Here is a 16,453-nt window from a genome sequence, read left to right on the forward strand (position 1 = left end):
CAGAGGGTCAAGGTCATGTGACGTCTATTATAAGACAACCCTACACCTAATAATATGCAACGTAAAATGGATACCTGTTTAGATGGCATGCATCTTAATTTCTCTTATGTCCACGTTCCTGGAATAGAATTGGTCGGCTTGTCATGCCCAATCAGATTTGGCTCAATAAATACTCCACAGGATGCTGCGGATTCACACCCTCGTATCGGTTGACCTGACAGCGACACGAATAGCCGGTGACCAGCATGTTTTCGGGGCCCGTCGCATCGACCTTCTTTTTCCAGCTCAGCTCATAAAGCGCGCGCGAGGTTTCCTGATGGCGGGTTTCGTGTCCGTAAACGCCGGCCATGCCGCAACATCCGGTTTTCTCGGCTGTCAGTTTAAGGCCAAAGGCCTCAAAGATTTTCTGCCATTTTACGCCAACATCGGGGATTGATGTCTTTTCCGTGCAATGGGGGAACAGGCTTGCCGGGGTGTTGATGTTAACGCCGTTATCAATTTTTGGCGCGTTCAGGCGACCCTCATTGATTTCAGACGCCAGCCATTCATGGAACAGATGCACGCGATAATCCGGTCGGTCTGAAAGGCGCTGGGCATATTCCTGGCGATAGGTCAGGGTGACGCTGGCCTCGATCCCGACCATGGCGACACCGGATTTGGCAAGGCGGCCATAAACGATATCGTTCTGCTTGGCCTGATAATCGAATTTCTTCAGGAAGCCTTTGACATGCATGGCCTTGCCGTTGGGGCGATAGGGCGGCACAAATACCCGGTATCCAAGGCGTTGCAACAAATCGACATGGGCAAGGAACACGTCGGTGTCATAATGGGTGGTAAAGCAATCCTGCAAGATAATCACCGACCTGGCCTTTTCATCAGGGCTTAGTGCATCAAGATCAGCCTGCCGGAACTTGCCGATGCCACGCGCACGTAAGCCCGATTTAAGGCCCCGGGTATCAAGCTTCGGCAAATCGGTCAGGCCAATGAATCGCTTGAAAATCCACGGCATTGGCGGGATTGATTGCAGGGCATTGAACAGGCCTGGCGCACATGCCAGAAGCGGGGCCATATATTCAAGTTTCGCAATCACATAATCCTTCACCGGGCGCTTGTAGCGGGTGTGATAGGTCTCCAAAAAACGCGATTTCATTTCCGGGATGTCGACCTTGACCGGGCATTGCCCAGCGCACGCCTTGCATGACAGGCAACCGGCCATGGCTTCATAGACATCATGCGAGAAATCCCGCCCGTTGATCACCGCCAGATCCTGGTTCATCGGGTCGGTACCGACCGAAAGCTGCCTGATCCATTCGCGCAGCATTCCCGCACGGCCCTTGGGCGAATGTACGCGCGACCTCGTGACCTTATAGGACGGGCACATGGCGTCCATCAGATCCCAGTTAAAGCATGCCCCGTTGCCGTTGCACCGCGTCGCATTCAGGTATTCATCACGAAGCGCATCTTCGATCTGACGGTCAAGCTGCCCGCGCATGGGCGCCTCGTCGATTGCCGTGATCGGGATGTCTTTGGCATAGGGGGACGCGATCTTGCCGGGGTTTAATTGTCCTTCCGGGTCAAAGGCTTCCTTGATGCGGCGAAGCACATCATAAAGCTCCGGCCCGAAATAGATCGGGCTGTATTCGCCGCGGAAACCCTTGCCATGTTCGCCCCAGATCAGGCCGTTATAACGCTTGGTCAATTCGGCGACCGCGTCCGAAACCCGGCGCAGGCGCGCTTCGTCTTCCTCATCGCACATATCAAGAAGCGGCCGCACATGAAGGCAACCCACATCCACATGGCCAAACATGCCGTAATCAAGGCCTTCGGCATCAAGGAGGGCGCGGAATTCGGCGATAAAATCGGCAAGGTTTTCGGGCGGGACGGCGGTATCTTCGACGAATGGTGTCGCGCGGCGTTTGCCTTCAAGATTGCCGAGCAACCCCACCGATTTCGCGCGGATTGACCAGATTGCGGCGATCTGGCCGGGATCGGTCGCCTGCACAAATCCGATCGGGGCGTAAGCTGTGTCGGGATTGCCATCAAGATAGGCGCGCAATTCGTCCTGTTTGGCAGCAACTTCTTCGGGCGTTTCGCCAACAAATTCAACGACGTTAAAGCCGCGCGTGGCGATGGTACTGTTTTCCGTGCCCAAAAGCTTGCCCAGCATGTGCCAGCTTTCATCCTGCTCGGCCAGTTTCATGACCTTGTCATCGATGCTTTCAATCGCCACAGGATCAAATTTTACAAGGGCTTGCACGTGACGAAGGGCGCTATCAAAGCTGTCATACCGGACAACAGTGATCGCCTTGTGCTTGGGCAGGGGAATAACGCGGAAGGTGATTTCCTTGACCATGCCAAGGCTGCCCTCAGCCCCGGCAATCAGGAAGGAAAGGTTCATATCCCCTTGATCGGAAACGGCTTCCTTAAGGTTATAGCCTGTAAGCCCCCGGTTCATTTCCGGGAAGGTTGCCTTGATCTGATCGCGACGCGGGGCGATTTCGTCATGGACCTTGCGATAAAGCGCGCCAACCCGGTCGTCGCGGGACATGATTTCCTTTGCTTTATCGGCACTTAGGGCCGATGTGCGGAAATCGGTGCCGTCAATCAGGACCGTGGTCATGTCATGGATATAGTGACTTGTTTTGCCATAAATCCGCGATCCCTTGCCCGAACTGTCCGATCCGATCATGCCACCAACCGTGGCGCGGCTTGCGGTCGAGACGGCGGGCGGGAAGAAATAGCCATGCGGTTTCAGCCAGGCATTAAGCTGATCCAGCACCACGCCCGGTTCAACATGAACCAGTCCCTTTTCCGCATCAAAACCCAGTATGTTATTGAGATATTTGGAAGTATCGAGAATGATGGTGTTGTTCAGCGACTGCCCGTTGGTGCCGGTCCCGCCGCCGCGCGGGGTGATTTTGACCTCGCTGAATTTTTCGCGACCGGCCAATTCCATGACGATATTGATGTCATCGCGGGTGCGCGGCTGCAACACGGCACGCGGCATCACCTGATAGACGCTGTTATCGGTGGCATGGATCAGACGGGTGGGGAAATCTGCATGAATCTCGCCGCTAAATTTTCCTTCGGATTCAAGGGTTTTGAGGAAACTTAGCGTCAACTTGTCCAGCGACCGGTCCGGGGTCAGGCGGGGCAATTTGGCAATAACGCTTTTGGCGGCGGTCGCGGCGGGCATGGTGATCTCTCTGTCTGCGATCCCCCGGCTGGATGCCGGTTTGGTTCCGGGTTTGATGCCTGTTCTGATAGCAAGTCTGATACCGGACTTGATATCGGATTTCATGGCGGATCTGGCACCGGGTCGGGATCGATGTCATGGCAATTTTCCCTATTTGACCCGATCAGGATTAATTGGACAAATTGAAAATTCCGAATGATTATTAGTTTTTGCCTAATAATCCCGAGGGCGAAACCATGCTGCAAAGAACGACTTGCTGACACCTCCTGACAGAATTTGGCAATTCGGGCACCCTTGCCGGGAAAACTGCGGCCGTTTTTAGCCACTGCACTCTTTTATTTGTATGAGGATTTGTTTTCCGGCTGTGAAATTGGCATCGGGCTACGAACAAAGGGTGTGGATGCGCAGCCGCCATAACGTGCCGGTGTAAAGAAAAGTTTACAGCGCGTGGTGCTGTTTGATCGGGCAGCGGTGGTTTGAGCTGTTCTGGCGTGAACCCGTCCTGGCAACGGGGTGTCTGGTTTGATGGTGCCTGGCCTGATGGTGTTTGGTCTGGATTGGCCTAGACAGGGCATGTTTGGTTCGGTTCAGTTCGGGCAAGTTTGGTTTGGGTAGGTCGGCTCTGAGTTGGTCCGTTTCAGTGCGACCCGACCCGGGCCGGCGCAGCCCAGCCCAACCCAACCCAGCCCAGCGCGCTATAGAGCGGTTCAGGCGGACTTTGGTTGTCCGGCTGGCATGCGGATTAGGGATTTGGGTGTTTTGGGCATGGTTTCTGTGCCGGGGGCATGAGCGGTAGGGCGTGAGCCGAAGGTCTTCCGGAGCCTTGCAGAAGCGGTGCAATCGCCGTGCAATAGCCGGGCAGCAGTCGGGTTGCAACTGTCGGTGGCCGTGTTGGCGGTGTGCGGATGCAGATGTCGTGTTGGGATCATGTTGAAGCCGCTCGGAAGCCGTTCCCAAGCTGTGCTGAAGCCGTTGGAAAGAATGCAGAAGCCGTGCTGAAACTGTACTGATGTTGTCGGTGATTTGATTGGGCTGTGATGGCCGGTATCACCGGGTCATAAATGGCCAAGAAAAGGGGGAGTTTCGATGTTTTCATCGCTGAATATGCGCCATATGCGGTCCTTTGTGGCGGTGGCCGATCACGGGTCCTTTACGGCGGCGGCAGCCGTCCTTGGCGTCACCCCGCCCAGCCTGACCACAACCATTCGCCAGTTCGAGGATGTGACGGGGGCAGCGCTTTTTGATCGCACGACACGGCAAGTCACCCTGACCGATACGGGGGAGCGGTTTTTGCCGGTGGCCAAGCGGTTGATCGGTGATTTCGAGGAAGCACTTGGCGATCTTGATGCGCTGTCCAAGGGGATTGGCGGGAAAATCACCATTGCGGCGGCCCCGTCGGTCCTGACCCGCATTCTGCCGGCCGTGATATCGCGCTTTGTGGTCGATCACCCCGATGCGCGCTTGCGCCTTGATGAAATGAATGCCGGGGAGGTCCATGCAGCCGTGGCGGCGAACGAGGCCGATTTCGGTATTGCCGGGGAGTGGGAACCACTGCCCGATATCGCGTTCCGGCCGCTATTTTCCGACCGGTTCGGGGTGCTGTGCCGGGCCGATCATGCCTTTGCCAAACATCCGTTCGTGACCTGGGCACAGCTTTCCGATCAACCCTTTGTCGGGTTGGGCCCAGAATCCGGGACATCGGCAATGATGGCCGGGGTCAGCGGCGAGCCCTGGGGGGAAGGCTCGGCAAAGGCCCCGCAGTATAGCGGATCGGATTTCACAAGTCCGGCCATCGAAGATGCCGCAAGGCTTGGCATCTCTGCGGCCAAAGGGGTGATGAAACAGGCCGAAAAGCTGGCGCGCGCACAGAATAAACTGACCGATCATCGCACGGAAAAAGCCGCGAAATCCGAAGCACGCGCAGGTGCGGGCGACGGTGCTTCGGCCATGCCGATCACCCTGCCGCGCCCGACGGTGGAGGCGTCCAATACCCTAACGCTGGCCGCCATGGTGGCCCAGGGGGTGGGGATCACGGTGCTGCCGGAACTGGCCGCCCGGGTATCGGACATGACGCGCGACAAGGGGCTTGTCTTCGTACCGCTGTCCGCCCCGGTCCGCCAGCGCCATATCGGCATCATCACCCGCAAAAGCAAAAGCCTGTCCCCGATTGCCAGCCTGTTCCTGCATCAGGTCCGCGAACAGGCCGCAGGCCTTGATCTGCCAGCCGCACTGGAGTGGTATTGAGGCAAGGGATGCAGGAGGCAGCACCGACGAGGAAGGAGCGGGAGACAGATTGCCCGGTGTCGAGTGCTGAGCAATGAGTGCCGAGTGCCTGGTGCCCGGTGCTGCGTGATGTAATGGGGGCGGACCGGGGCACATGCCAGTCCGCGCCGGGTGATAAGCTGGTCCTGCCAGTAATGAGTTTGCGGTAGCGGGCTCAACGCGTCAAAATGGGCGTCAACAGAAGAAAAAATTGGCCCCTTGATGGATGATTTGCTGCGCGGGGCATCCGGGAAAGGATGATCTTGGGCGCGGGGTGTTCCAAATAGCTTTGCTTCGCTGCCAGCATCTTGCGAGGGCCGGTTGTCCGCGAACTGACATCCCCGGATTTGGGCAAAGGGGTAATGCAATGTGCGGCTGGCGATCTGGTCCTAGGGCTTCGTCGCCCCGAAACGCAGCCCGTCAATCATCAGTTCGAGCATGCGGTGCGTATGTTCGGCGCCTTCGGTGCCGCCGACGGAGGCGAGGTTGCCGATGGCGCGGAGCAAGTCAAAGGCATCAATATCGCCGCGGATTTCACCGGCCCTGGCTGCTGATTGCAGAAGGGATTGCAGGGTCGGTTCGAAATTAGCGCGGAAATAGGCGGGCAGGGCATCAAAGGCCGGGTCGCCGGAATAGAGGGCGGCGGCCAATCCCTTTTTGGTGACGATGAACTGGCAATAGCGTTTCAGCCAGTGGGTCAGGGCATCGCCCGGACCATATTGGCGCGTGAAGTCGGCCGCGGCTTTGACGCAGGCATCGACTTCGCGTTTGTAAACGCCAACCACAAGGTCGCTGCGTTTGGGAAAACGACGATAAAGCGTGCCGACACCAACACCGGCCCTGGCGGCGATTTCACGCACCGGCGCATCCACCCCCGAGGTCGCAAAAATCTCCTTGGCGGCTTCAAGAAGCGCGTCCTCATTGCGCAGGGCATCGGCACGGATGCTTTTTTTTTCGACGGCAGAATCGTCGGTCATCTCATTGTTTTCCAATAGCAAAATCGGGTTTTGACGCGCGGACGGAATTGTCGCATCAAATTTTGCGCTTGATAAACGGAACAATGTTCCATATTTGCATTCGCATAAGCGGAACGTTGATCCATTTATGGGCCCACTTACGGGCCACAGCTTATCGGATCAATGTTCCGTTTCGGGATATATAGGTGAAACATCCGGTTTCGCCAATCGGAAAAGGATCTCAGCGATGAATAACCTGATTGATAAGGCCCGCCACATTCCGGTCAATGAAGCTGTTTCGACCATTTCGGTATGTCCGGTGATCCTGGCCGCACCCGGGCGGCCCAAGCCGATCGAAATGCGGGTGACGGCCCCGGCGCAGGGGCGGGATTTGCCGATTATCCTGTTGTCGCACGGGCATGGTCCGTCGCTTTATATCCCGTCCAAGGATGGCTATGGGCCGCTTGCCAATTTCTATGCCGAGCACGGTTTTGTCGTGATCCAGCCGACCCATGGCAATTCCAAAGTCGCCGGGTTTGGCGCGGACGCGCCCGGTGCGCCGTTCTTTTGGCGATCGCGGGTCGAGGATTTCAAAACCATTCTCGATCATCTTGATGATATCGAACGTGCCAGCCCTATTCTGGACGGGCGGCTTGACCATGGCCGGGTGGCGGCGGTCGGTCATTCGCTTGGCGGGCAGACGGTGGGCATGTTGCTGGGCGCACGGCTGAGCGACAGTGCCGACCCGGATGCGCAGGATGTCAATCTGATCGAACCGCGGATCAAGGCCGGGGTTCTTCTGGCGGCACCGGGCCGGGGTGGCGACAGCCTGAGCGATCATGCGCGCCGGAACTATACCGCGCTTAATCCCGATTTTTCGCATATGACGACCAGAACGCTGGTGGTGGCGGGCGATCAGGATATCAATCCGAACCTGACCACGCGCGGGGCGGCCTGGCACACCGATCCGTTCCATCATGCGCCGGGCGGGGAGTTCTTGCTGACCCTGATCGGTGGCAAGCACGGGCTGGGCGGCATTGCCGGATATGATGCCAAGGAAACCGATGACGAAGACCCGGACCGCCTTGCCATCACCCAGCGCATGACATGGGCCTATCTGCGATCCGCGCTTTATGGTGATGACCCGGCATGGACGGATGCCTGTGCGGGGCTTGCGCAACACGCAGGCGAGTTGGCGTATGTTGAGGCGAAGCAAGCCGCAACGGAACCAACCCAATCAGGAGCCGTCGCCTGATCGCAGGATCATTGAGCCGCTTGGGCAGCCTGAGCTTCCTCAAGGGCCTTTTGGGCCTTGATGCGCTCGAGCAGGGCATTTAGCAGTTCTGTCTCGCTGTTGATTTGTGCGGTGCTTTCGCTTGTCGGGTCGGGTTGGCCTTCGGCGATCGCGGCTTGCAATGCGTTGCGTGCTTCGACCTCCTGTTTTTCAAGTTTCAGGTCTTCAAGTTCGGCAGTTCGACGAAGTTCCTTGAAGGCCAAGGCATTATCGACAGCGTCATTAAGAACACCGGCGATTTTCTCAAGGGATGCGCTTTTTTCTTCATAGCTGAATGTTTCCAGCATGCCCTTGTCTGAGAATGTAGCGGCCAGAACATTATCCTGCCCAACGCCATTTTTCAGAGGCAAGACAGCAAGAACACCAAGTTGCGGAACATCGAGAAACTCGTTCAAAAGCAGGCTGCCTTCGGGGATGCCCAGACAGGTTGAACTCAAAGCGGAACTTGTCATGCAAGAACGCAGATAGGCCTTCGCCGGGACACGATAATAGACGCCCTGTCTGTTAGTGCTGCATTCCCGATTACTGTCACTGCAATTTCCCGTCGTTGCGCCGGTGCTTGTTGCCTTTGATATTTCGGTGAGGACAGCAAGCTGCTCAGGCAGTTCAGCAAGGGATGTTGTGATCACTTGTGCCTTCAAATCGTCGTTTGCCAGCGTGAATGAACCATCCATTAAAAGCTTGGCAATCGGTGGCGCAGGCATGCGGGTTCGGGTTGACGTCTCGGTTCCTTGTTTCGGCCACGTGTCAGAAACCTTGATCGTCAAGGCAGCGTCTATTCTTGCCAGCAGTTTTTGAGTCCCGGCCAGTGCCTTTTCTGCATCACGGCTTTGTTTAAGGGCGGCCTCAAGCGCTGCGATTGCTTGATCACTTGGTTTGTCCGATGCCTTTACGTCCGCCCGTGCCTGCTCGAGTGCCTGTGTCGCTCCAAGCAATGTTCCTGTTTCTGTTTCCTGTTTTTCGGCGGTGTCATTCCGCTTGAGGACAAGTTGATGGGCGTAATCGGTACAAATAACGCCATTCGCGAAGGGTTGCGTGGCTTTGCCCAATGTCGTGAAGGTCGGAAGACCAGAGGCCAACTGGACGACTTTGAAGCCGGTTTTGATGGCGGCCTTTGCAACTTCGGTGGTGCGATCAGAGACCCCGGCATTGATGCTTTTGAGTGTCCCGTTTTTGTGCAAATCCACTTTCAAAGTCGAGGTTTTGGTCGGGCCTGACATGTCTTCATAATTCAGGACATAGAGCTTGTCCGGGTCGGGAATGACCTTTTCTTCGGCAGTTTGTTTGATTTCGAAATCCGGGGCGAGCAATATTCTTCCTGCTTCAACGGGAATATTGGCAATGGAGAGGTCCGGGCAGCTTGTTAAGCGAAAGCTTGTTTCAAGCTTATATTGCGCCATGGGAAGGCTATAAAGAACGCCCCCTTGCAGTGCTTCTTTTCCGTCGTTGCTTACCAGACCTGATTTTAGCTCGGTGCAACCAGTGATGGTCGCGAGGCCCAGGAAGGCCGGAAGCATATATTTGAAGTGCTGTCGACCCATGAGAGCCCCCTTTGCCGTCTGTTGCAATATTATATTAGTAACTTATGATGGTAAATTTATCAACCTAGGATTGTTATGGTCGTTCGTTGCAGGAGAGAAACTGGCAATTTGTGCCGGCTGCGACATATCATGATTGCGGGTTGTGTGATGTCAGGCAGGAGGCGGTATGAGTGCGAAGGGCGCGGATACGGGGACGGATACGGAAACCGAAAAGGGGGCTGATGGCGGAGCTGATGCCGGGGGTGGTCCGGGTGCCAGTGCCAGTGCCAGTGCGAGTGCCAGTGCGGGCAAAAAGCCGCGCAAGAATATCAGTCTTGCCCTTCAGGGGGGCGGGTCGCACGGGGCGTTTACATGGGGTGTTCTGGACCGGTTGCTTGAGGATGAGGAACTGAGCATCGAGGCGATTTCGGGGACCTCGGCCGGGGCGATGAATGCGGCTGTGGTGACGTCGGGGGTTGCCAGGGGCGGTTATGAAGGTGCACGGGCCGATCTTGAAACCTTTTGGCGCGCGGTGTCCGAAGCCGCGCGGTTCAGCCCGCTGCAACGCAGCCCGATTGATATTCTGTTTGGCAACTGGTCGCTTGAAAACTCGCTGGCCTATATGTGGCTGGATATGAGTGCCAAGATGTTTTCGCCCTATGACCTTAATCCGGCGGGGGATAATCCATTGGCCGCGATCCTGACAGAGGTCGTGGATTTCAAGGCGTTGAACAGTAGCCCGGCCAAGCTGTTTATCACCGCGACCAATGTTGAAACCGGGCAGGGGCGGGTATTTCGTAATCCCGATATCACGGTTGATGTGTTGCTGGCATCGGCCTGTTTGCCAACGATCTACAAGGCGGTCGAGATTGATGGCGTACCTTATTGGGATGGCGGTTATACCGGCAATCCGAGCCTTGGCCCGCTGGTGCTCGAATGCGGGTCCGATGATACGGTGCTGGTGCAGATCAATCCGGTCCGGCGACCGGGTGTGCCCAAAACGTCACGTGAAATTGCCAACCGGCTTAATGAGGTTTCATTTAACAGCAGCCTGATGAAAGAGCTGCGGATGATTTCGATCCTGCGTAAGGATGCGCCCGAACATATGTGCGAAGCCGCCAAATGGGGGGCGATGCGGATGCATTGTATTGCCAGTGAAGATATGCTCGATCTTGATCATTCCTCGAAACTCAATGCGGAATGGAGCTTCATGACCATGTTGCGCGATCTCGGGCGGGAGGCGGCAAGCGCGTTTCTGAGCCGCCATCGCCGCGATATCGGTGTCAGGCCGTCGCTTGATCTTGATCTGTTTGCGCCCGATTATACGTCCTGAGATCCTCGGTTGGGCGATTGCACATTGCGCGTGCGGGGCGTAGGCTTGTCTGTCTGCACCAGATACATGGCGCCCGGAGACTGGCAGTCCAGAGAAGGCAGTCCAAACACAAACCGCCCGATAGAACCAACAAAGTGCGACCGGAAATGTCCAAAACCGAATTTGAGAAAATGCAGGCAGGGGAATGGTATAGCTGCCTTGATCCGGAGCTTTCGGCCCTGCGCCGCCGCGCGCTTGAAGCTTGTCACGAGCATAGCGTGCTGTCCCCGGCAGAGCGCGGCAATATCGGGCCATCCTTGCGCGCCCTGTTTCCGGCCTGTGCAGATGATGTGCGGATCGAAGCGCGGTTTCATTGTGCCTATGGCATCAATATCCATCTGGGACGTGATGTGTTTTTGAATGTCGGTTGCGTGATCCTTGATACCGCACCGGTCCATATCGGCGATCATTCGATGCTGGGCCCCAATGTGCAGATTTACTGTGCGGACCATCATCGTGATCCGCAATTGCGCAAGGAACATCTTGAAGTCGGAAAGCCGGTGACGATCGGGGAAAATGTGTGGATCGGTGGCGGCGCGATCATTCTGCCGGGTATTACCATCGGCAATGATGCGATTGTCGGGGCCGGGTCGGTGGTGACCCGCGATGTTGCGCCGGGAGCCACGGTTGTCGGTAATCCGGCACGGGCCATCGGGTGATCTTCGGATCGCTTTGACTTTTCCCCAAAATCCCCCCCCCAAAAAAAAAAGCGGCAGCCAGAAGGGGTTGAGGACCGGCCGCCGCAAGTTTGCAGTATGAGGGAAAGTTCGAATTCAGGCGATATCGTCAGACATCGGGCGGCGTTTGTGCCCGGTAATCATGGCGCGGATCAGGTTTTCGTGATGGCGCAGACTTGCCAGCAGCACACCGCCAATATGCAGCAGCACAAGCGCAAGCAGGCCGTTGGCCAGAAATTCATGGATATGTTCGACGGCATCAGAGCCCCAGAAGGCATCGGTGGTGTAAAGCCAACCGGTAAAGGCACAGCCACCCATGGCAAGCAGCAGGGCGATGATCATGGCCGCCCCGGCCGGATTATGGCCGATATAGCGGTGTTCACGACCGCGCGCGATATCGCCAAGATAGCCAAGTGTGGTTGCCGGGCCCTTGATGAACTGGGCAAAGCGGGCATAGTGCGTACCGACCAATCCCCAGACCAGACGCAGCGCAATCAGGCACCCGGCAGCATAACCGGCCCAGTGATGAAGGGCGTGCCATTCATCGGCCGTGATCCAGGCGATCAGGAAGCTTGTTGCCAATCCCCAGTGAAACAGGCGGATGAACGGATCCCAGACCTTGATCGACATGATGGTTCCTTTCAGACAGACAGAAAGCGTTTCCGGCGACGCGGGGGACTATTGGCGCCGCCAGAAACACCCGGATATGGCAACAACTGACTTTGGGGATCAGTCGTCTTCGCCATCCTGTTTGACGATCACGAAAGATGCCGGATCGAAATAGGCTTCGATTTTCTTGCCGTCGCTGTCGATGGCGTAAACTTCAAAGCAGCCTTCGTCTTCCTTGATCTTACGGACGTCCCAGCCTTCGCCGGTCAGCTTGGCCTTGAGTTCGTCGGTGGTTTTCCATTCCGATTTCGGAACTTTGCAGTAATCCTCGTCGGCAAAGGCCGCAGTCGAGGAAAGGGACGCAACCGCCCCGGCCAGAAGGGCGGTGATGGCAACGGCAAAAAGGGCGGTTGGGAAAACAGTTCTTTTCATGGGCATAATCCTTCATAACTGTTGGATGCGGATCCGGCAGAGGGAACGATGCAGGAATTCCGGCGGACGCAGGCGATGTGACGGACATTTCCGGGATGTGCCGTGTCAACGATGCGCCGAACAGGAACAAGAATGACGGTGTTTCCTGACAGCCAACTGAAGGCAGCCATGTGTGCTGTTCAGGTTGCTGTCAGGACAGGGGCATAGCCAGACGGTTTGTTTCAATAACGGTCTGGTGCAGATATCGTGGATGGAAAATCGTTGCGAATTCTTCTGGTCGAAGACGAGATCATGCTGGGCGAGGCAGTGCGCGATCATTTGCTGGCCAGTGGCGAGGCGGTGGATCACAGCGAAAATGTCACCGATGCCGAGATCATGATGCGCACCACCAATTATGATGTGCTATTGCTTGATCTTAATTTGCCAGATGGCAGCGGGCTTGATCTTTTGCGCGGGCTCAGGCGGCGTGGATCGGCCATTCCCTGTATCATTCTGACCGCCCAGGATCAGATTTCCGACCGGATTGCCGGGCTGAATGCCGGGGCGGATGATTATCTGGTCAAGCCGTTTGATCTGAATGAATTATCGGCCCGTCTGGCCGCGGTTGCGCGGCGTTATAGCGGCAATCCCAATCCGTTTGTCACCCTTGATGGCGGGGTCGAGGTTGACCTTGCCGGGCGGACCGTTCTGGTGGACGGGGTGCAGACCGATCTGACATCGCGCGAATGGGCGTTGCTTGACCAGATGGTGCGCCGCCCCGGTCAGACATTGTCAAAACGCCAGCTTGAAGAAGCGCTTTATGAATTCGGGGCGGAAATTGAAAGCAATACGGTTGAAGTTTATGTCAGCCGGGTGCGCCGCAAGCTTGGACGCGATGTGATCAAGACCGTGCGCGGTGTGGGTTATCGGGTATAGGGCGGGGCCGGCATGATGAAAATCAAGCAGCAAAACAGCCTGCAATTCATCCTGACCAAGCGGCTGACGATCATTGTCGCGCTGTGCTGGATCGCAGGGTCGGTTCTTGCGGCCTATAGCATGTATCACGAGCTTGAAGAGGCGGCCGATACCGGGCTTGTTGAAACCGCCCGGCGGGGTTCGACCCTTATGCGGTTTTATTTCGATGCCCATTGGGACGGATCATCCATGGTGGTGATGCCAACCCCGGCCGATCAAGTGGCAAGCACCGATAATGACGGGGACGAGGAAAATGTCGCCGATTACCTGCTTTATCAGTTGCGGGCGGCTAACGGGGATGTGCTGTTGCGGTCGCATAATGCCATGGCCGCACCGTTTTCCGCCCCTGTGGCGGTCGGGTTTTATCAGGATGACGATTTCCGGATTTATACCGCCCGCAGTGGCGACGGGCAGCTTTACATGCAGGTGGCAGAGCCGCTTGAGCATCGCCATGAGGCAATCCTTGAAAGTGTGGCGGCACAGTTTTTGCCGATTGCGCTTCTGATCCCGACGGTGATTATCGGGATTATCCTTGGCGTGCGTCAGGGGCTTGTGCCGGTACAGCGGGTCCGCGACGAGATCGAGGCGCGCGGCGAAGGCAACCTGACGCCGATTGAACAGGAAGAAGCCCCCGAAGAAATCACCACCATCGTATCGGCGGTCAACAGCCTGATGGGCAAGCTTGAGGCAGCGCTGAATGTCGAGCGCAGCTTTACCGCCAACAGCGCCCATGAATTGCGCACCCCGATTGCCGCAGCCCTGGCACAGACCCAGCGGCTTGTGCTTGAACTGCCCGAAGGACATGAAAGCCGCAAGCGCGCCCTTCAGACCGAGGCATCGCTTAAACGGTTGTCGCGGCTGGCCGAAAAGCTTTTGCAGCTGGCGCGGGCCGAAGCGGGCGGCGGCTTTAGCCCGACCGGGCATGATCAGAAGCTTGGATCGACGCTTTTGCTGGTGATTGATGATCTGATGCGTGCGGGAATTGATGGTGGTGATATCGTCTATGACAGCGACGCGGTGGCAACGCTTGAGGCCAATATCGACCATGATGCCTTTGCCATCTGTTTGCGCAATCTGATTGAAAATGCGTTCAGACACGGGGCAAAGAACCAGCCGGTCGAGATTACGGTCACAGATCGCCACATCATCCGGGTCGCCAATGGCGGACCGGCGATCGCGGCGGGCAATCTTGATGATCTTAAAACCCGGTTCAAACGGTCCCATAACAGCGGGGACGGGGCGGGGCTTGGACTTGCCATCGTTGATGCGATCGTGCGCAATACACGGTCCGAGCTGAACCTTTATTCGCCGCGTCCGGGCAAGACGGACGGTTTCATGGCGGAATTGATCCTGCATCAAAGCTGAATGCAAAAAGGCCGCCCGAAGGTGGCCTTTGCGTCATTGATATCGCGATATCAGCGATAAGCGCGATAACCGCGAAGATGGTGCAGGCTATTTGCCGACCCCGACCTTGATGGCCAGTTTGCGAAGCGGGCTGATGCGGTTGATTGCCGACAGGCCAGCCAGACGCAGGTCGCGCAACGGTTTGGGTTCAAGCATCGATGCGCGGTTCAGGATATCGATACCGCCGACCCGCATCACGGTTTTGGGCAACTGGCGGCGTTCATAGGATTTCAGAAGCGGGGTTTCGCCGATATCCTTGCCGTGCAGCTTGGCCTTTGCCATCAGTTCGGCCAGGGTTTCGATGTCATGCAGGCTCATATTCAGCCCTTGTGCGCCAATCGGCGGCACGACGTGGGCGGCCTCGGCGATCAGGGCAAGACGGGCGGCAATCAGACGGGTGGGGATCTGTGCGATCATTGGCCAGACCGCCCGCGGGGATGCGACGCTTAGCGGACCAAACAGGTTCATGGTGTCATGGGTGATTTCGGCGGACAATGCATCGTCACTCATGGCATTAAGCTCATCGGCCCGGGCCGCAGGCGTCATCCAGACCACGGACGAGCACGGCTTGCCATCAAGATCGGGCATCGGCACCAGTGTCAGCGGCCCGCCGGTGCGGTGGATTTCGGTCGAGATATTGTCATGCGGCTTGTCATGGGTGACGACAAAGACCAGCGCGCTTTGATCATAGGCCCAGCGTTTGTGTTTGATCCCGGCCATGTCGCGCAAGCTGGAATTGCGGCCATCGGCGGCGATCACGACTTTGGCCCGGACGGTTTCACCATCAGACAGCGTGACTTCGCCAAAACGCGCAGTGCTTTTGAAGCCGGTTACCGTGGTCGAAAACCGGAAATCGACATTTTCAAGTTCGGCCAGACGGGCCATCAGGGCAACGCGGGCCGCCTTGTTTGAAACGTTCCAGCCGAAAAATCCCTGTTTGGTTTCGGCCCCGTCAAAATCGGCGGTTTCGCGCGGTTGCCATTCGGAACCGCCGGCATCGACGATCCGCATGACGCGAAGTTCCGCCCCGGTCGGTTTGATCGCATCCCAGACACCGGCCTTTTTCAGGGTTTCGATGCCCGGCTCAAGAAAGGCGGTGGTCCGCAAATCCGTGCCTTCGCCAATGTCGGCGGGGGCCGGATCAACAATCACGATCTGATGTCCGTCGGCCGCAAACCGTGCGGCTGCACTCATTCCGGCGATCCCGCCACCAGCAATCAGAATATCGGTTTCGATCATGATCGGTCTTTCCTGTCTTCACGGCAAAATGCAACGGCCAAAGCCATACATTTGATGTCGGGCAATGTGCCCGTTTGGCGGACTATACGCAATTGTTTTGCCAAATGTCTTGATACAGATCGTCTTGCTATACGCATTCCATCCACCATCCGATTGATCGTGCAAGCAGCAAGCAGCAAGCAGCAAGCAGCAGGAAGGTGCAAGAGGCATCGTATCGGGGACGGGAGGTGTTCGGGGCGTCGGAGCAGGAGGCGAGCTGGTGGTGCTGAGTTGCAGTGTTGCAGTGGTGTTTTGATGTCGTGAGGCGGGGAGGCTGTAGTGTGGTGGTGCCGTGATGTGGTGATGCCGTGAGGTGGTTCGGGGCGTGACGGGCGATGAAGGCGGCTGCTGGTGGGGTGTTGGATGATGTTTGGGGCGGGGTATCGCTGCCCAAGGCATCCGTGTTGGTGTCGGTGTTGGGGGTGAACGGGGCGGTCTTTTGCGGGCGGGTGCGGGCTTGTGACGAAGGACGGGTAGCGTTCGCGTGACTGCGTGGCGG

Annotated in this window: 12 protein-coding genes; 6 read left to right on the forward strand and 6 right to left on the reverse strand. The window is 57.0% G+C overall.

From position 1 onward, the window contains the following. Positions 1-151: 151 nt before the first annotated feature. Positions 152-3,196 carry an FAD-binding and (Fe-S)-binding domain-containing protein gene (locus tag M9H61_RS02015; RefSeq protein WP_250283080.1) on the reverse strand — a complete coding sequence of 1,015 codons (3,045 nt, stop codon included), beginning with the start codon at positions 3,194-3,196 and terminating at the stop codon, positions 152-154. A 1,086-nt stretch (positions 3,197-4,282) separates the two neighbouring features. On the opposite strand from M9H61_RS02015, the gene M9H61_RS02020 reads away from it, so the two are divergent. Beyond that, positions 4,283-5,440, forward strand: a complete 1,158-nt coding sequence (locus tag M9H61_RS02020; RefSeq protein WP_250283082.1) for a LysR family transcriptional regulator — start codon at positions 4,283-4,285, stop codon at positions 5,438-5,440. A 407-nt stretch (positions 5,441-5,847) separates the two neighbouring features. Here the strand turns inward: M9H61_RS02020 and M9H61_RS02025 are convergent, their stop codons facing one another. Next, positions 5,848-6,435, reverse strand: a complete 588-nt coding sequence (locus M9H61_RS02025; RefSeq protein ID WP_250283083.1) for a TetR/AcrR family transcriptional regulator — start codon at positions 6,433-6,435, stop codon at positions 5,848-5,850. A gap of 226 nt (positions 6,436-6,661) precedes the next feature. Between M9H61_RS02025 and M9H61_RS02030 the strand changes: the two genes are divergently transcribed. Then, a complete protein-coding gene (locus M9H61_RS02030) occupies positions 6,662-7,669 on the forward strand; it encodes an alpha/beta fold hydrolase (RefSeq protein WP_250283086.1) in 1,008 nt (335 codons plus the stop codon). A gap of 8 nt (positions 7,670-7,677) precedes the next feature. On the opposite strand, the gene M9H61_RS02035 is transcribed toward M9H61_RS02030, so the two are convergent. Beyond that, positions 7,678-9,249 (reverse strand): hypothetical protein, encoded by a 1,572-nt coding sequence (locus M9H61_RS02035; protein WP_114112576.1) that lies wholly within the window; start codon positions 9,247-9,249, stop codon positions 7,678-7,680. A 166-nt stretch (positions 9,250-9,415) separates the two neighbouring features. Here M9H61_RS02035 and M9H61_RS02040 point away from each other — a divergent pair, with 166 nt between their 5' ends. Continuing rightward, positions 9,416-10,561: a patatin-like phospholipase family protein gene (locus tag M9H61_RS02040; RefSeq protein ID WP_250283087.1), complete on the forward strand. Its 1,146-nt coding sequence runs from the start codon at positions 9,416-9,418 to the stop codon at positions 10,559-10,561. Positions 10,562-10,707: 146 nt separating this feature from the next. Further along, on the forward strand, positions 10,708-11,259 hold the full coding sequence (locus tag M9H61_RS02045) for a sugar O-acetyltransferase (protein ID WP_250283089.1): 552 nt from the start codon (positions 10,708-10,710) through the stop codon (positions 11,257-11,259). A 114-nt stretch (positions 11,260-11,373) separates the two neighbouring features. Here the strand turns inward: M9H61_RS02045 and M9H61_RS02050 are convergent, their stop codons facing one another. Together M9H61_RS02050 and M9H61_RS02055 are read right to left on the reverse strand one after the other, a co-directional pair. Then, entirely contained in the window at positions 11,374-11,907 is a 534-nt protein-coding gene (locus M9H61_RS02050) for a cytochrome b/b6 domain-containing protein (RefSeq protein WP_250283091.1), read from the reverse strand. A 99-nt stretch (positions 11,908-12,006) separates the two neighbouring features. Then, a complete protein-coding gene (locus M9H61_RS02055; RefSeq protein ID WP_068518068.1) occupies positions 12,007-12,318 on the reverse strand; it encodes a PepSY domain-containing protein in 312 nt (103 codons plus the stop codon). A gap of 261 nt (positions 12,319-12,579) precedes the next feature. On the opposite strand from M9H61_RS02055, the gene M9H61_RS02060 reads away from it, so the two are divergent. Further along, entirely contained in the window at positions 12,580-13,233 is a 654-nt protein-coding gene (locus tag M9H61_RS02060; protein WP_068518067.1) for a response regulator transcription factor, read from the forward strand. A gap of 12 nt (positions 13,234-13,245) precedes the next feature. Continuing rightward, complete coding sequence (locus tag M9H61_RS02065; RefSeq protein ID WP_250283093.1) at positions 13,246-14,637, forward strand: ATP-binding protein; 1,392 nt, start codon at positions 13,246-13,248, stop codon at positions 14,635-14,637. Between the two features lie 87 nt (positions 14,638-14,724). Here M9H61_RS02065 and M9H61_RS02070 read toward each other — a convergent pair whose 3' ends face one another. Then, the gene (locus tag M9H61_RS02070; RefSeq protein WP_101245968.1) at positions 14,725-15,915 is read right to left on the reverse strand and encodes an FAD-dependent oxidoreductase; all 1,191 of its coding nucleotides are present in this window, start codon (positions 15,913-15,915) and stop codon (positions 14,725-14,727) included. Positions 15,916-16,453 lie beyond the last annotated feature (538 nt).

Origin of the sequence: Thalassospira sp. GO-4 (assembly GCF_023588965.1) — a bacterium.
GTDB classification, from domain to species: Bacteria; Pseudomonadota; Alphaproteobacteria; order Rhodospirillales; family Thalassospiraceae; genus Thalassospira; species Thalassospira povalilytica.